The sequence below is a fragment of the Arthrobacter sp. CAL618 genome (genome assembly GCF_000468215.1).
GTDB lineage: Bacteria > Actinomycetota > Actinomycetes > Actinomycetales > Micrococcaceae > Arthrobacter_D.
The window spans coordinates 54,327-70,259 of sequence record NZ_ASZW01000091.1 but is presented as its reverse complement, the minus strand read 5'-3'; the positions used below and the strand labels follow the sequence as shown (position 1 = coordinate 70,259).

The following is a 15,933-nucleotide window of genomic DNA, read 5'->3' as shown; positions in this document are numbered from 1 at the left end:
CGCGTCCCGCGGTGTCCCGGTATTGGAGACAGTCGACCGGTCGGGGCTGCCGACTTCGAGCCGTGTGCAGTACTTCACTTGGTTCGGGTCCGGTGACCTCAGCACCGTAGGTACCAGCAACCAGTCCTCTCAGCTGGGAGCTGCGGCCCTCAGGGATACTGCCGGGGCCGGGGCCGAGGCGGCTGCCGCGTCCTATGCGGCGGGCATGGCGTTGGCGTTGCTTCATCAGCAGCCCCCGGCCTTTGACACACACCGGTGGCGGGCGCCTGCCGGGTCGCTGATCAATCTGGTGAGGGAGACATCGTCACTGCTTCCCGGGATTACCGACCGGCTGGAGCGGTTGCGTGCCGGATTGGAACCGCGGTTGCGGCGTCCTGGCCGGGCAGCGCTCATTCACGGTGACTTTTCTGCCGACCAGGTGCTGGTGGATGGTAGCGACATCCGGCTGACGGATCTGGAGCGGTGTACCTATGGTGCAGGTGCCTCCGATCTGGGTAGCTTTGCCGCCGTCGAGATCCTGCACAGTATGCCGCTGGCGGGAGACACCGATGTGTTGGCGCTTCCCCGCACGGCGGCCATGCTGGACGGCTACAGCGCCGGCCCGACGGGCGCCACCGAGACAGAGGTCCTGGGGTGGACAATCTTTCATTTGCTTAACCGCCTGAGTGAGCCTTTTCGATCCTGTTCCCCAACCTGGCGGCAGGACATGGTGAACCAACTAGACCTGATGGAGAACATCCTGTGGTGACGACAATTCCTGCGACACTGACGGATCGTGCTGGCCGGCAGCTGAACGTCCATCGGGCGTGGCCGCGTGACGGTGGTCGACTCACCTTTGAGGCGATGGACACCGATGGTGGCCAGATCAGGGCCGGAACCATCGAGGCTGACGGAGTGGTGCGTTTGGCTCCGTTTGCTGAAGACCCGGTGCTGTCTGGTCTTCCCGGTGCTGCAGCGCTAGGTCAGTTGCTGGTCCACCGGTACAAGCGGCGCGCAGTGGTCCGCGATAATGCTGGATTCACCAAGCTCCTGGCTCCCGGCAAGGCTGAGGGGGTGGCGGTGGCCCATCGATGGATGCGCACGTTGGCGCACCCATCGGGGATTGTGGTGCCCGACGTCGTGGTGCAGCATCCGGGTAGCGTCACGTTGACGGCGGTGCACGGCACCAGTTTGCACGAGCTCGGGCGAGGGTCGACCGCAGGCAGGCATGCGGACGGTGCTAGCTCAGGAGACGGCGACGCGCCTTCAGACGGACCCGGGAACGACGGCGGGATTGACACCTCCGCCGGGATTGGCATCCTGGCCGAAACCAGCATCTGGGACGTTGCTGGCACCTGGGAGATGGCGTGGCAGCAGTGGGCCCAGCTGTGGCCCCGGCTGGCGGTTGCGCAGGACAGGTTTGAACCGGGCAGTGTCGGACAAGAAAGTGTCGGACAGGGCAGTGTTGCTCTACCGGCCCATACGGCGCGCGATGAGTGTCACACCGTGGCCAGGTGGGTCAACCAGGTGCAGGAGTTCGAGGCGTTGCCTGTTGCACCCGCCCGGCTCCAGCGGGCTTCGGCGCAGGTGGCTCGGCTGCTGATTTCAGGTGTGCCGCAGCAGGCAGTGTTGTCGCATCGTGATCTCCACGACAAGCAGTTGCTGTTCAATCCGGATTCGGGCGCCGTCGGGTTGATCGACTGCGACACGGTATCTGTCGCAGAGCCAGCTCTTGATCTCGCGAATCTTCTGGTGCACGTCGATTTTCGCCGAGCACAGGGTGTCTATTCTGCTGCTGCGGCGCAAACGGCGAAACAGGCCGTTCTCACAGCGGCAGACGCTATCGGGGTGTCCGATCAACGGTTGGAAGCCTATGCGGCGGCGACAAGGCTTCGACTGGCGTGCCTGTATGCGTTCAGGCCTCAGTACCGGGCGCTCGCTCACCAGTGGTTTGAAGGCCTCGAGATCAAACTCGCAGAAACGACTGCGGCCTAGTCTTACTCCCCCCGGCTGATCTCGTCTTCCTGGAAGGGCTGGATCAAGCTGATCTGGACGGTCGTCGGGCCAGTCCTTAGCTTCCCTCGCGGAAGCTAGTCCCACAGCTACGATGCAGGCACTGTTGGTTCAGCGAACCACAGTTTGGTTTCGCCGTACTTCTTCTCAGCGAAGCGTTCCAGACCGACAGGCCAGTTTGGCTCCTGCGAGCGCGATGAACGTTCGAGAACGACCACTGCACCCTCGGCAAGATGCGGAATCAGCGTGGCAAGAAGAGTGGTCAGCGATTCGTTTTCCACTGGATAGGGAGGATCCATGAGGACCAGATCCCACTGGTCCTCCGGGGTCACGCGATCAAGATAGGTCTCCACCTTGAGATGGTGGACCCGCACTGTCTGGTGTTTGAGGGTCTTGTTAACCAGATCAGCATTGGATCGGCTGACAGCTGCTGCCTTGTCGGCCGACTCCACTAGGTCAACGACCCTCGCTCCCCGACTGGCGCTTTCCACGCCCAGGGAGCCTGAGCCAGCAAAAAGGTCGAGCACTCTTGCATCAGCGATGACCTCGTTGGCGTCGAGACGCGAGAACAATGCCTCTTTGACTCGGTCAGTAGTGGGCCGTGTTGCTGTACCCGGGACACTGAATAACGGTATGCCTCCAGCGGCTCCGGCGATGATTCGACTCATGTTTCAACTGTATCGACATGAGGTGGCTCGTCTGGCCACAGGTAGGCAAGCAGTGCGGAGAGGACAAAAGCCCCTAGCAATTCGGAAGCTTGCACTCGGACGATAGGCACATGACCACATTGGATGCGTTTCCTGCTACGCCGGACCGTGGGTTCCACGAATATCTTCCCAGTGTGGGTATCAGCATGGGAGCTGGAGCCGGTGTCGTCATCGGCGTAGCGATTGCGGGCGGGCCTGGGATTGCGGTCGGCGCTGGCCTCGGGGCCGCGATCGGGTTGCTGGTGGGTGCTATAGCGAGGCTGGTGTATCGACCATAGACGGTTTCGGCCGTCCGATCGTGGATGACAAACGAGCGCTTCCTATCCGCTCGTGTCCTCCAGCACCTCAACCATCAACTGATGGAACTCGGTTGGCTGCTCCCAGATAGCTCGATGCCCTGAGGTCTCAAACACCCGCAGTTCCTTGGAGGGAGCACTCAGCATTCCGTACCATTCGAGCGCGAGGTCGGCACGACCGGGGGCTTCGTAACGCCCCTGCGCCAGGTACACGGGGATGTCGAGGCTCGTTACCTGTTCGCGAAAATCAATCTCTTGTAGCTGCGGATAGAGCACTGAGAAGACGTCGAGGGTGGCGCCAAGGTTTCGGATCTTTTCGACATTGGAGTACTCCTCGACAAATAGCCCTTCGGAGTTCTGACCTGATCCCTCGGCGTTTGGGGTGTGGTCGTACGGATGAACCAGTTGTTCGGTGCCGATCGCCGGTTCGTAGGCCCTGATGTCGGTGTAGGGCGGCGGACCGTTCTCCTCAAGCGTGGCCTCCAGCCCGACGTCGCCTGTGCTGCGCGCCCATTCCAACGCATCCTCATAGAAAATAATGTCAGTGGCCCGCTGACTCACCATCTGACCAATGCCAACGAAGGCCTGGTAGAGCTGTGGTTCACGATCCGCAAGGAGAACCCCGAGCGTTGATCCCCACGATTGTCCGACCAAGTAGATACGGTCCTGACCGAACCGTTGGCGAAGATACTCTGTGACGGCCAGAGCGTCGCTCATTGCGTTCTCAAGCGTCAGGGTTGAGGCTGGCTCGAACTGATCCATCGACTTGCCGGTACCTCGCTGGTCGAGGGTCGCAACGACAAAATCCTCTTCCAGAGCCGTCCCGTGGTTGCGCATCGCTCCTAACTCGGTTCCCCCGGGACCTCCAGCAAGGAACAGCAGGACCGGGTTCGTATCGCTGCGTCCCCGGATCATGAGGTTCAGCTGATGATCCTCCACATCCACGCTTGCGAACTCGGCGACACTTCCCGGCAGCTGTGTGCCGTCGTCGGCCAGGATGGCGCCCGTGGTACCCGGCAACGCGACAAGGAAGCCAAGGAGAAGAACAAATACACCGGTAAGGGCCGTGAGTCCGCGGAGCAGGACTGTCCGTACCCGCCGAAAAGTTGAAACACTGGGATCTTGGCCTTTCCGCTGATCCCTTCGCCGCTCAAGCGCAGCACCGAGGACGGCGCCAAACATCATGGGGATCAGGACCAGAAGCCCGTGCAACCCGCGGCCCGTGATGAACGCGACGATGCCGTATATCGAGTTGAGCTGAATTCCGTCCACGGTTGGGCCCTCAGCACCTGCACGGACGAGCTCGAACGACACCAGGAAAAGCACGGGAGTAAAAGGAACCGCCCACCGCGAGCGCATGAGGACGCCGCTGGCAGCCCCGACCAGCAGACTTATCGCCACCGTTGCGACGGCTTCGACCTCCGTCAGGGGACCTCGAGGAGTCAGCCAACCGGCCACCACCCCGTACCCGACCGTTACAGCCACCGCGACTGCCAGTCTTATCCAGGGTCTAGTCAGGATGCCATTACGTCGGCTCGGCTCGGCCGGGTCGGACGGGGACAACGAAGTAACAAGCTGCTCTTGTGACATATCCGTGTCTTCCTGGAGGGGAAATCCTCATTTGGAGACCACATCCAGTCAATCCAGAGTCGATGGCCCCCACTGATTCGAACACTTTCCATTCGACAGCCGGCACAGCCCACGGCACAGAGTCGAAGGTCCCGCAGCGCCGGGTAAGAGCCGGGAGGTCTGCGCAGTTCCGAGAGAACCGAACACCGGTCGCAATCACTCGACGAATGGCATGGCATGAGTGAGTTGCCCGGTGAAGGCCCCAAAGTGGAGTCAAGGAGTGTGGAGTCAACAAGCATCGAGTCCACAAGTACGGAGTCCACAGGTACCAATGAAAAAAGCCATTGGTGGGCATGTGCTTGGCAAGTCGGGCAGGGCTTCAACTCGTCAGCAATGGATTGTGACCCGGCGGCGGGTGGTGATGATCCCGGTGATAGTGGTTCTGTCGAGGTCTCTGCGTCGGATCGATATACCGGGGAGGAATGAACCATGGAATCCGGCTCTTCAGCTCGATTCTCCACTCCTCCTGGTGAAGCAAGTGGTGATGCCTGCTGCACAACAAAACTCCGTTATCCACGGTGGTTGGGCCACCTCTACTCCACGGAATGATGTGATGCCCCTCGGTCCAGGGTGACGGCATCATGCAGTCCGGAAACGCGCATCCACCATCCCGCGCTGTCAACGCCTTTCGGAGACTGGGAGGAAACAGCCGACGAGGATTCCCCACATCCAGAATCTGTCCTTCTGTTCCCAGCACCACCGGTAGAACATTCGCATCGCAGGCAATCCGACGAATCGACCGAGCACTGATCAAACCGCCAAATGCTGCATGACCGGCTCGACCAGCATCGGCCACCAAGTCCTTGTAATTGATGGTGACCAGTACCTGCGGCCTCATCCCTCCGGCGTCGGAAAGCTTGTTGCTGGCCAAAGCAATACGACATGCACCCACCAAGCCATCCAGCAGCTGCTGCGCCCATGTCGACCGATCAAGTTCATCCTCTGGAGCGTTCCCTGCCCCTGGCGTCGGTGAATCTTTTTGGACACCACCCAGCTTTTCGGCTTCGGCGGTTGATAGTCCTGCCCTGGCCCGTGGATTGGTGGCTGAATACATCACCGTGATCAGGTCTTCGAACTGATCGTCGGTCGCCGAGATCTCCATGAAGCGCAGACCATGACGCTTGCCTCTTAGGAAGACTCCCTGCCGTGCTCGCAGAACCTCTTCCGTCGGCTCAGAGCCATCAGGATTGAGCAAACTTTCCCACCGCTGGATCAGTACCCTGAGCACGTCCACATCCGACAGGATTGCCTGCCGAGTCAAAGTGGCTTCCATCTCATCCAGGTTTTTGGACGAAGCAAAAGGCCTGACTCTCTCCATCGTCGCACTGATTAGGGTGGCAGCCTGGCTACTGACTTCCGATCGAGCAATCGCAGCTCCCAGGTGTTCCAGCCGCGGAGCAAGCGGCTGACCATTCAACTGAACCGTGGGCAAGACCTGGCTGGATACACGGATCCGTCTCTTCGCGTCGCTCTTACTGATTCGCAAAGTGTTCCGAAGATACTCGGCGTTGTCTCTGCACCCCGTCCGGTTCAGGGCTCCGTTGGAGGAATCGCCGTCAGACGCTCCCAGACTTAGCCGCTGATCGGATTCGCCAACGACTGCCACATTCTGATGTTCCACCGCATGTGCGGCAATCAGCTGAAGCTGCTCCGCAGTTCTGGCAAGTTGTTCGATAGCCACCGCGGTTTCGGCGAGTTTGCGGGTAGGCATCACCATGCTCTCCGAACGAAACGAGTCAGCGATCCCCGCAAGCTCGGTGTTCAACCAAGCCAAGTACCGAGGAGTATCGGTCTGCTGCTCGAACGGGGTGATTGCCATGTCACAATTTTATCGAACGTACGTTCGAATAAGCCAGCGATACGTGCCATTGTGGAGGAGTAGTCAGGCATCATTTCTTCCACCCATCTGAAGTTATCTACAGTCTTCTTGAGGGTGCTTCAATCGTGGTGAATCGGGCGCGCAGCACACTGACGCCGAACATCACCCAGCCGACGCCCGCCGCAAAATGAGCGAAGCCGCCATAGATTCTGTAGCCACTGATGGAGTCTGTGAGTGCAGTCGGTATCAGTGCCCATGCGAAGGCGATCCCGAGGACAAGCCCAACGAACAGCAAGAGGTAACGGCTTGGCTTGCTAATTTGCGGGTCGCTCTGGACTCCCGATCCCAGAACAATCAGTCCAACCGCAGCGACGGGGACGAAGAACGGCGGCCCCAGAGCCTGGATTGCAAGATCAGCCATTGCCGGAACGATTAACCCGATCAACAGCAATACGTATCCGAGCCGTGCCAGCCGACCAGTTGTCAAAGCCAGGCATGATGAACGGAGAATTAAGCCTGTCGCTATGAGCAGATTCGGAATGCTCCCCAACAACATCCCCCAAAACAGCGTCGATAACCCCAAAGCAGAACCGTCCTCGTTGAAGGAGGTTGCTCCATGTAGCGTCGTAAAAATTAGCCACAGGGTCACCATGAGCAAGCCACCCACGACTGTCAATAGGCTTCCCAATTGAATTCGTACGGAGGTATTGGCCGTGCTCATGCCGTCAACAATAGACCTGCCAGCCAAGTGCTAGCCCCGCTCCAGGAACGCTTCCTTCTCGGGATTCAGGTACAGATCCATTGCCTCGGCAAGGTCTGGATGATCCACCAGATCGAGGTCGTCCGCCACGATCTGCTGCGCATCTTCGCGTGCCTTCTCGATGATCTTCACGTCTTTGACGACCCGAAGGAACTTCAACGCCGACCGTCCGCCGGACTGTGAAGCACCAAGAATGTTGCCTTCGCGCCTGAGCTCAAGATCTTTCTGTGACAGTTCGAAGCCGTCGGTAGTCGACGCGACAGCAGCCAGTCTTTCCCTGCTGGGATGCTCGGGGTCGAGCTGTGTCACCAGCAGACAGGTTCCAGGATGCCCACCCCGACCTACTCGGCCCCTCAGCTGATGCAGCTGGGAAATGCCAAATCGGTCCGCGTCCATGATGACCATCAGCGTGGCATTGGGAACGTCCACACCGACCTCGATCACCGTGGTGGATACCAAAAGTTGGATACTGCCGTCATTGAAGCGGGCCATGGTGGCGCTCTTCTCGGCGGGATCCAAACGTCCATGCAGCACCCCCATCGACACGCCCCGCAGCGAGGGCACGTCTCGGAGTGACTCGAACAACTCGTTGACCGACGTCAATTCCTGCTGAGGACCCCGGTTATCGGACAACGCATCCGGCGAGTAGAGCTCCAGCGCCGTGGAGTCTTCTTCCTGGTCGCCAATCTTGGGACACACCACGTACACCTGACGTCCGGCGTCGATCTCCTCCCTGGCCCGCGCCCAGATGCGCTCAATCCAGTCGGGATGTTCCGTGAGACCTACCTGATGGGTAGTGATCGGTGCCCTGCCGGCGGGCAGCTCGGTCAAGGTCGACACGTCCAGGTCGCCGAACACCGTCATCGCGACCGTGCGGGGAATGGGGGTCGCGGTCATCACCAGCACGTGCGGCGAATTGGTGGCCTTGGATCGCAACACGTCGCGTTGCTCGACGCCGAATCGGTGCTGTTCATCCACCACGATGAGCCCGAGGTCGAAGAAGCTCACATTATCGGACAGCAGGGCATGGGTCCCGATCACAATCCCGGCCTCACCCGTCGCTGCGTCCAGCATTGCCTGTTTACGCTGCGCGGTGGACATGGAGCCGGTCAGCAGGACCACCTTGGTCCCATTGGCGGCTCCCCCCAGCATCCCTCCCATGGCCAGCGGCCCCAGCGTCCGGGTGATGGATTGCAGATGCTGTGCAGCCAGAACCTCGGTCGGCGCTAACAGTGCAGCCTGACCACCGGCGTCGATCACCTGCAGCATCGCCCGCAGCGCGACCAACGTCTTACCGGAGCCCACCTCACCCTGCAGGAGCCGGTTCATCGGATGGGAAGAGGACAGGTCCTCGGTCAGGGTCTCCCCGATATCCTTCTGTCCGTCGGTGAGGGTGAAGGACAGCTGGGCGTCGAACTGGTCCAGCAGTCCGCCCGACTGTGGCCGACGCAACGTCGCCTCCTCCTGCGAGGTGAGCGCCCGACGTCGGGCCAGTGCTGTCTGCAGAACGAGCGCCTCCTGGTAGCGGAAGCGGTGCTTGGCCCGGTAGGCGTCTTCAATCGCGTGGGGACGATGGATCAACTCATAAGCCTGGGTGATATTCATCAGCTTGTCCCGGCGCGCAATATCCGACGGCACTGGATCATTGAACTGGGAGTGCACCAGCCTGTCGAGCAGCTTGCCGACAGCCTTCTTGATGGTTTCGCTGGGAACCTTCGCCGACGCCGGGTACACCGGGAGGGGAGCCTCGAGAAGATCCGGGTCGACGGGCCCGTCGTCGTCGAGCAATGAATAGATGGGGTTGGTGAGGGTCAGCCGGCGCTTATACTCAGTGACCTTGCCGGAGAACATGGCGTGGACGCCGGGACGCAAATCCCTTGCGGCCTGGCGACCATTGAAGAAGGAGAGGCTGAGACTGCCGAGCTTTCCTCCGGTGTCGTCGGTGATCACTACCTCGCACAAAGAGCCCTTGCGGCTCCGCATCTGCCTCAGGTTGGCGGACTGCACCCGCGCAATCACTGTCACGTCTTCGCCCAACGGTACTGAGCTCACGGGAGTCAGTTCACCGCGCTCAAAATAGGCACGGGGAAAATGATTGAGCAGATGGCTAAAGGTGTGAATGTTGAGGGTCTCGGCAAAGGCCCTGACCTTGGCCTTGGGACTGACAACCCCGTCGAGGGGCGAGCTAAGTTCCCCGGTATTTGGTTTATCCACTGGCCTCTTGAACTTCGCTGTACAGGGGCGTGTCGCCGATCCGTGGGGAAGCAAGTTGCGTCACCGAGACATTGATGGGATTGCCTGCTTCATGAATGAGTTTCAGTGCGGGCTCAGGGGTGGGCACATGGACGTGTACCCGCCATCGGTAGCCGTCCTCGACTTCGGTGACTGCGCTCATGATGACCGAGTCGCCGAGCTCGTCCAGATGAAGTCGCAGGGTTGCGGCGTCGAGGGGGCTGAGGTTGATGGTGCACATGACCTCCACCCCGTCGGCATCGCCGCCGTTATGGATGTGGGGTGCCTGGATGTCGTAACCGTGAAGTCCGTCGAGGAGCTCGTCTTGCAACTCCTCGCCCAGGGAGGCCGCCCGCAGCGCATCCATGATGAGCAGGAATCCCACTCCCCCGGCGTCCACCACCTTCGCCTGGGTCAGGACACCGAGCTGGCTCTCGGTGTGGACGACTGCCTCGAGGGCCGCCTCGACGGCCGCCTGAAGGGTCAGGGCGAGGGCATGGTTACTGTCGTCGCCGTTCTGGGCACTGTCGACGACGGCGGCTCCGCGGGCTGTTGCTTCGAGGACAGAGAGCATGGTGCCGGGAACCGGGTCGCTGAGCGCGGACCAGCTGCGGATCTGTGCACGCTGGAGCGCCGTGGCGAGCAACGGACCGGAAAGCCGCACGTGGTGGTGCAATGGCTCGGCGATTGCCGAAAGGAACACCGCGAACAGGGTGCCGGAGTTTCCTCTCGCATCCTCCATGGCAGCCTGGCCGGCAATCTTCAACAGTTCACCGAGGTCGGTGGTGTCGGCCGCGTTGGCGGCTTGGGAGGCTGCGCGGACGGTGAGGTAGAGGTTGGTGCCGGTATCGCCGTCGGCCACTGGGAAAATGTTGATGGCGTTCAGCCGGTCGCTGTGGTTGCCCAGGGACTCTTCGGCCTTGCTCAACCATCGCTTCATCGCAATCGCGTTAGCGGTGATCTTCGTCTGCAAAGTGATCCCATCCCACGTAAGCATGTGACCGCGGCGCTGCGGTCACTCCGGGCAATCCGGCACATACCGAGCCTACCGCAGTGAACCCTGCGGGGAAGGTAACGTTTCGGGGAAAGGTGGCGAGCAAGGACCTTGTTGAACACAGGAATTAAGCTCGCCGCCAAACCTCATTGACTAATAAATACCAAGCAACCCGGTCCGACTATACGGGCACCGGGACGCTCACGTGATCCATGCGACGACCTAGAGCACAGAAGGTCCATCCTGACCCGGACCATGCCTCGGGGTCGAGTACGTTGCGACCGTCAATGACTATACGTCCCTCGACAAGGGTGCCAACAGTCTCAGGATCCATTTGAATGAACTCGGGCCACTCGGTAAGTAAAAGAACAATGTCGGCCCCGGTGACGGCGCTAACCAGCGAGTCACAGTAATTCAGACGAGGGAAACGTTTTGCTGCGTTGGCATTGGCTTCCGGATCGTAGACGTTCACATCGGCGCCGCGGTTGAATAACTGGCCGGCGACATCCAGGGCTGGGGAATCTCTGACATCGTCGCTGTTTGGCTTGAATGCCGTTCCCAATATGGCCACAGTCTTCCCCTCAAGACTCCCTAGCAACTGCTCTGCTAAGTAAACGACGCGATCCCGCCGGCGCAGGTTGACTTCATCGACCTCGTTCAGAAACCTCATCGTAGTATCCAGACCTAACTCTGAGACGCGCGCCTGGAGCGCGCGGATATCTTTCGGAAGACATCCACCACCAAAACCAACGCCCGCGTTTAAGAATTTTCTACCTATTCTCGCGTCGTAACCGATTGCATCGGCGAGGGTTCGAATGTCTCCCCCGACAGTCTCTGTAACCTCGGAGAACGCGTTGATGAATGAAATTTTGGTCGCTAGGAACGCGTTTGCGGCTACCTTGACGAGTTCAGCAGTCTCGAAATCAGTGAGGATGTAAGGCGTCTCGCGTTCGAGTGCATCTGCATAAACCGCTCGAAGGATTTCGTTGGCAGAGTCTGAATCGGTTCCGACGACCAGACGATCCGGTCGGAGTGTGTCCTCGACGGCGAATCCTTCCCGAAGGAACTCCGGGTTCCAAGCGAAGTCGATGTTGATCCCGGGAGAACTCTTCGAGAGAACAACGTCCTTCAATCTGCGAGCTGAACCGACCGGCACAGTTGATTTGCCAACAATGAGACAATGCTTAGTTGCCGCCTCGGCTATTCCAGCGACAGCAGCATCAACGTAGGACATGTCTGCCCCGTGCTCACCGGCTCTCTGCGGCGTACCTACTGCCACGAAGTGCACGTCGCCAAATGCGCCGGCTTCGGCCATCGATGTGGTGAAGCGCAGCCGACCGGATGCTGTGTGCTTCCGCAGGAGTTCCGGAAGTGCTGGTTCATGAAATGGTAAATTTCCTAGATTGAGCTGCTCGACCCGATCGGCATCCACATCCACTGCGAGCACTTCGAACCCGAGCTCTGCCATGGCAGCAGCGTGTGTGGTTCCGAGATACCCTGCCCCAATAACAGTTAACCGCAGTGGCATTGTCAATCGATCCGCCCATCGTGAAGAAAAATGCTTACCCTCAAGACGTTACTGCAGACCGCGAACTTTCCACACTTAAGGGGCTCATCGCAATTGAGAGTGTAGGTGGGGTCTGAAGCCGCCTGATTCGAGCAGGCTGCGGGCGATGTAGTTTGTGAGGTTTCGAAATCCTAGTGCTGAGCCGCGGAGGTGTTCGAGGCGTCCGTTGATGGCCTCGGTGGGACCGTTGGACGTGCCGGGGCGGTCGAAGAACGCGAGGACGTCAGCGGCTCGCTGCTTCAGGGTTCGGCCGAGTCGGCGGATCTCGGTCAGTGCAGTCGGAACGCCGCTGGTGACCGAGTCGATCACGGCCTGCATCATCTGCTTCCCTCGTGTCTTGTTTGGTTCCCGGTAGGCGGCAACAACCCACTGATAAATCCCCCAGGTCGCTTCGACCTCGATGTGCTCCTCGACCGCGAACACCGCGTTGAGTCGGGTCTGTTGCTTCTCTGTCAGCAGGTCCGCACCGGTATGCAGGGTCCGCCGGGCTCGGTAGAGAGGGTCACCGGTACGACCCCGATGCCCGAGGGTCGCCTGCTGAATACGCTGCCGGCACCGGTCCAACCCGTCCCCGGCGAGGCGAACAACATGGAACGGATCCATGACCGGCACCGCGTCCGGGAGTTCCTCGCTGGTCGCGGTCTTGAAGCCGGTGAAGCCATCCATCGCGACGACTTCCACCCCGTCCCGCCATGCTTCCGGACGACCTTGAATCCAGATCTTGAAGACCTGCTTGGAGCGGCCCTCGACCATGTCCAGCAACCGCGCCGGGCCTGTCTTTTCGCGGATCGGGGTGAGATCAATAATGACGGTCACGAACTTGTCACCACGCCGGGTATGCCGCCATACATGCTCATCGAACCCGATAGCGGTGACCCCGTCGAACCGGTGCACCGGTAGCGGCGCACCCGTACCAACAGCGTGGTGGGTCGGTGACCGAACGGTTCGTGCGCAAGATGACGGGTTACCGTGTCTCGCGGTACGCCCTGCGCTCCGCACGACTGGCACCAAGTATCCGCTTGAACGACACAACACTGAATCACCGCACAATCAGGGCTCAGATCCTGCCCGACGGCTTCGAGGTCAAGCTCATCAAGACGGCAAAACGTGGTCAAATCAGGCGCAGCGAAGGTAGCGTGGAACGTCGTCGAGGCCTTTCAGATGAGGCGGTGTAGGAACTTCCATCATCGGAAGGTCTCGACCTCTATCCCACCTTCGACACGCCCAACCCGCCCACGCCCGCTACACCCTCAATTGCGATGAGCCGCTTTGGGATCTGCCACGCTTGCGAAATATCCACACGTCTGTTCTTCTGCCGTTCGCCCGGTAGAGGCTGGTGCAGATAAAGACTGGCCTGCCGGCTGCTCATCCTGAAGCATCGCTCAGTAGGGACCGGCTCAGCCATATCTTTGGGCGCCTTGCTAATCGCGCTTCCCGGAAAGGCGATTCCGGATTGTCTCACCGATATCCCTTCAATGCGGAGGGCCATCCCCGGTTATTGATGTTAGCGAGGATGTACATAGCGCGCCCAATTGTTCGCGCGCAAAAAAATAACCTCATCGCACATCATCCAATGCGGCGGGGAATAGTCTATCACCTAGGACGCGGATATATGGTCCTGGAATGCAAAAGCAACCTATTCAGTCGTCAAGGTCTACGCCTAACAGGCAACTAATAAAGCGATTTCCAAGATTTTCAATGTCAAGGGGGCGTACATACTCACTACTGGACCGGGCGAGTTCACCGTATGAGTCGTTACTCACATTAGAGCGATGTATGTAGCTCGCCGCAGCCGCAGAGCTATCGAAGATATTCTCGATCGGAAAAATATCGGCTGCACCCTCCCGAGCCCAAACTACAGGTACGGACCCGGAAGCCATTCCTTCTATCGGGGCCAGATGAAAGGTTTCCCTTGTACTTGGGGATAGAACCCAGCCTACTTTCCTGTACCAGTGCCCCATGTTTGAGCCAAACGAATCGAAGGAAACTTTTCGTCGTAGCGAAGAATTTGAAGCCAACCGTTCATAGAAGGCCTCATATGCGTCGCGCTGATCGCGATCAGTCCAAATCCACCCGCTATCAAAAGGACGACCACTTCGAAAATTCAAGGCATAACGGTCATCCAGCCCCAATAATATCTCCAGCAGGTCTAAAGCTCGATCCGGACGCTTTATAGCCGGAACCATACCAACCAGCCCTAGGTTGTACCTTGCTCCTTCGAACTTCTTCCTAGATAAATCACCGAAATCAATAACATTCGGTATAACCGTCGTCCTACTGTCAGGAATACCCAAAGATAGGACACCTTTGAGTTTAGCGTGTTCAGAGACAAAAACCCACAAATCCACAGCATCCATGTCAAGGCCATCTGTCCAGCCACCGAACAACTCATATCCGTGAACGCGAACAATGAGACGCTGACCCGGAAGTTTATTTTTGGAATACCATACCGAATTACGAGATCCAAACTCACACCATATAACCTCCGCCCAAGAACTTAAATCCTTGCTTTGCGAGATTACTTGTTCGTCCTGTCGAGGCCACACATCAAACCGAGTGTCAAACAAACCGCTCTGCTCAATGGATCGATGGATACTTGAGAAAAACTTGAGGTCATGTCCGGCAACGACTAATCGCCGAGGAGATATTGCTGCGGGAAGCCTACTCGGCAAATAGCGTTCAATAGGATTATTTGCCTCCTCGAAGAAGGTTGCCGGCGACATTTCAGAACTACCCGACTTCCGCAAATCCCATAAAGTGACCCTGCCCAGCATCTCTGGCGATGACAACTCCACTCTCGAACGTAGCGCCTCATTTCCAACCAATACTCGATTCCGCCATGTGAAACTCTTGAACATTTTGGTTGAGGCTTGGTCAAGGAAGAAGTCATCGAAGTTAGAGTCATCGATCCATAGCCAGGTGACGTCTCTCAGTTCCTCATGACTCAAACAGTATTTCGCCAGTGGCAAGGATCTAACAACTAGTAAGTCGGAGATAGTGTCCCCTAAAAGACATTTTAGATCCCATGCGCTCCTGCTCACGCTATGCGAAAGAACGGTAGTGCATAAGGGGATCACATTAACAGAGGAAGCATGTATGCCAGACTCCGGCGTTATACCAACAAGGTAAGGCCTCGGAGGAAGTTCCATCGAAGCCTCGTCCACAGCCTTCGCCCCCGTTTGCTTTGACGAGTCCGAGGCAGATTCCTCAGGTGGGATATCCTCTACCACAAGCTTCGTTCGGGCGGTCGCCATTTGGTAACGTTCATTAAGAGTCAGCTGTCCGCTGAGCCGAGAAGACGCACCGCGTGCGGAATTGAGCGATTCACCATCTTCGTACTCGAAGAATTTCCCCCCTGCTCCAGGGACTATCGTCCGCAACTTCTTCAAACCCCGACCCGATCCGATAACCAGCCCAGCATGCAATATAGACTGAGTCAGAAACGAGCGGGAGAACTCGTCGGAGATTAGTTTGGACGCCTCATGCTCATCTACATAGATCCAGAATTTTCCTTCGAGCCTTCTATTCCCCGCCAAAGCGCGAGCTACATCGAACCCGTCTGCGATCAACAATCGTGCGTTGCCATTAAGGTATACCTGCGCGATCTCCCAAGCGACCGCTCGCCCCGATCTGAGATAAATCTCCGATCCTCCTGACCGTTCCCCGTGTGCGGTGGTACGGCTATCGGAGTCTGCGATCATTTCCGTGCAAGAACGGCTCTTGATGCCGTTCGCCGCAAGATGATCCAGTAATCCTCGAAATCCAGCTTGCTCCCGTGGGTCCTGTTTTAGGGATCCGTAGACAATTGACATGATCAAAATCGCCCTTCAAAGGTGTTCAGACACGACATACCATAATCGTGGATTATGCTGTAAAACTTCGATCGGTTCGCGCCGCTCTCCAAGCGCGTGAAGAAATGTCGGTTCGGAAAAAACTC

At 58.6% G+C, this 15,933-nt stretch carries 11 protein-coding genes and 1 pseudogene; 3 read left to right on the top strand and 9 right to left on the bottom strand.

Features of this window, described 5'->3' with window-relative positions; all coding sequences use genetic code 11:
- The first annotated feature begins 64 nt into the window (after positions 1-64).
- Entirely contained in the window at positions 65-748 is a 684-nt protein-coding gene (locus K728_RS0105825; protein ID WP_024476159.1) for a phosphotransferase family protein, read from the top strand.
- A complete protein-coding gene (locus tag K728_RS0105820) occupies positions 745-1,974 on the top strand; it encodes a phosphotransferase (RefSeq protein ID WP_156911208.1) in 1,230 nt (409 codons plus the stop codon). The genes K728_RS0105825 and K728_RS0105820 overlap by 4 nt, the downstream gene beginning before the upstream one ends.
- A 107-nt stretch (positions 1,975-2,081) precedes the next feature.
- Here K728_RS0105820 and rsmD read toward each other — a convergent pair whose 3' ends face one another.
- Positions 2,082-2,660, bottom strand: coding sequence for a 16S rRNA (guanine(966)-N(2))-methyltransferase RsmD (gene rsmD / locus K728_RS0105815; protein WP_024476157.1), 579 nt, complete (start codon positions 2,658-2,660; stop codon positions 2,082-2,084).
- Between the two features lie 110 nt (positions 2,661-2,770).
- Here rsmD and K728_RS0105810 point away from each other — a divergent pair, with 110 nt between their 5' ends.
- Positions 2,771-2,977 (top strand): hypothetical protein, encoded by a 207-nt coding sequence (locus K728_RS0105810; RefSeq protein WP_024476156.1) that lies wholly within the window; start codon positions 2,771-2,773, stop codon positions 2,975-2,977.
- Between the two features lie 42 nt (positions 2,978-3,019).
- On the opposite strand, the gene K728_RS0105805 is transcribed toward K728_RS0105810, so the two are convergent.
- The 8 genes and pseudogenes from K728_RS0105805 to K728_RS21200 form a co-directional block, all read right to left on the bottom strand.
- A complete protein-coding gene (locus tag K728_RS0105805) occupies positions 3,020-4,585 on the bottom strand; it encodes an alpha/beta fold hydrolase (protein ID WP_051317626.1) in 1,566 nt (521 codons plus the stop codon).
- 358 nt (positions 4,586-4,943) lie between these two features.
- Entirely contained in the window at positions 4,944-6,443 is a 1,500-nt protein-coding gene (locus K728_RS0105800; RefSeq protein ID WP_024476154.1) for an HNH endonuclease signature motif containing protein, read from the bottom strand.
- A gap of 97 nt (positions 6,444-6,540) precedes the next feature.
- Positions 6,541-7,164, bottom strand: a complete 624-nt coding sequence (locus tag K728_RS0105795) for a hypothetical protein (RefSeq protein ID WP_156911206.1) — start codon at positions 7,162-7,164, stop codon at positions 6,541-6,543.
- Between the two features lie 30 nt (positions 7,165-7,194).
- The gene (locus K728_RS0105790) at positions 7,195-9,417 is read right to left on the bottom strand and encodes an ATP-dependent DNA helicase RecG (protein WP_024476152.1); all 2,223 of its coding nucleotides are present in this window, start codon (positions 9,415-9,417) and stop codon (positions 7,195-7,197) included.
- Positions 9,410-10,375 (bottom strand): DAK2 domain-containing protein, encoded by a 966-nt coding sequence (locus tag K728_RS0105785; RefSeq protein WP_024476151.1) that lies wholly within the window; start codon positions 10,373-10,375, stop codon positions 9,410-9,412. Before K728_RS0105785 ends, K728_RS0105790 begins: the two co-directional genes overlap by 8 nt.
- Positions 10,376-10,610: 235 nt before the next feature.
- Positions 10,611-11,957 (bottom strand): UDP-glucose dehydrogenase family protein, encoded by a 1,347-nt coding sequence (locus K728_RS0105780; RefSeq protein WP_051317625.1) that lies wholly within the window; start codon positions 11,955-11,957, stop codon positions 10,611-10,613.
- An 84-nt stretch (positions 11,958-12,041) separates the two neighbouring features.
- Positions 12,042-13,111: pseudogene (locus K728_RS18525) on the bottom strand (ISL3 family transposase).
- Between the two features lie 525 nt (positions 13,112-13,636).
- Positions 13,637-15,808 (bottom strand): hypothetical protein, encoded by a 2,172-nt coding sequence (locus K728_RS21200; protein WP_162148030.1) that lies wholly within the window; start codon positions 15,806-15,808, stop codon positions 13,637-13,639.
- Positions 15,809-15,933 lie beyond the last annotated feature (125 nt).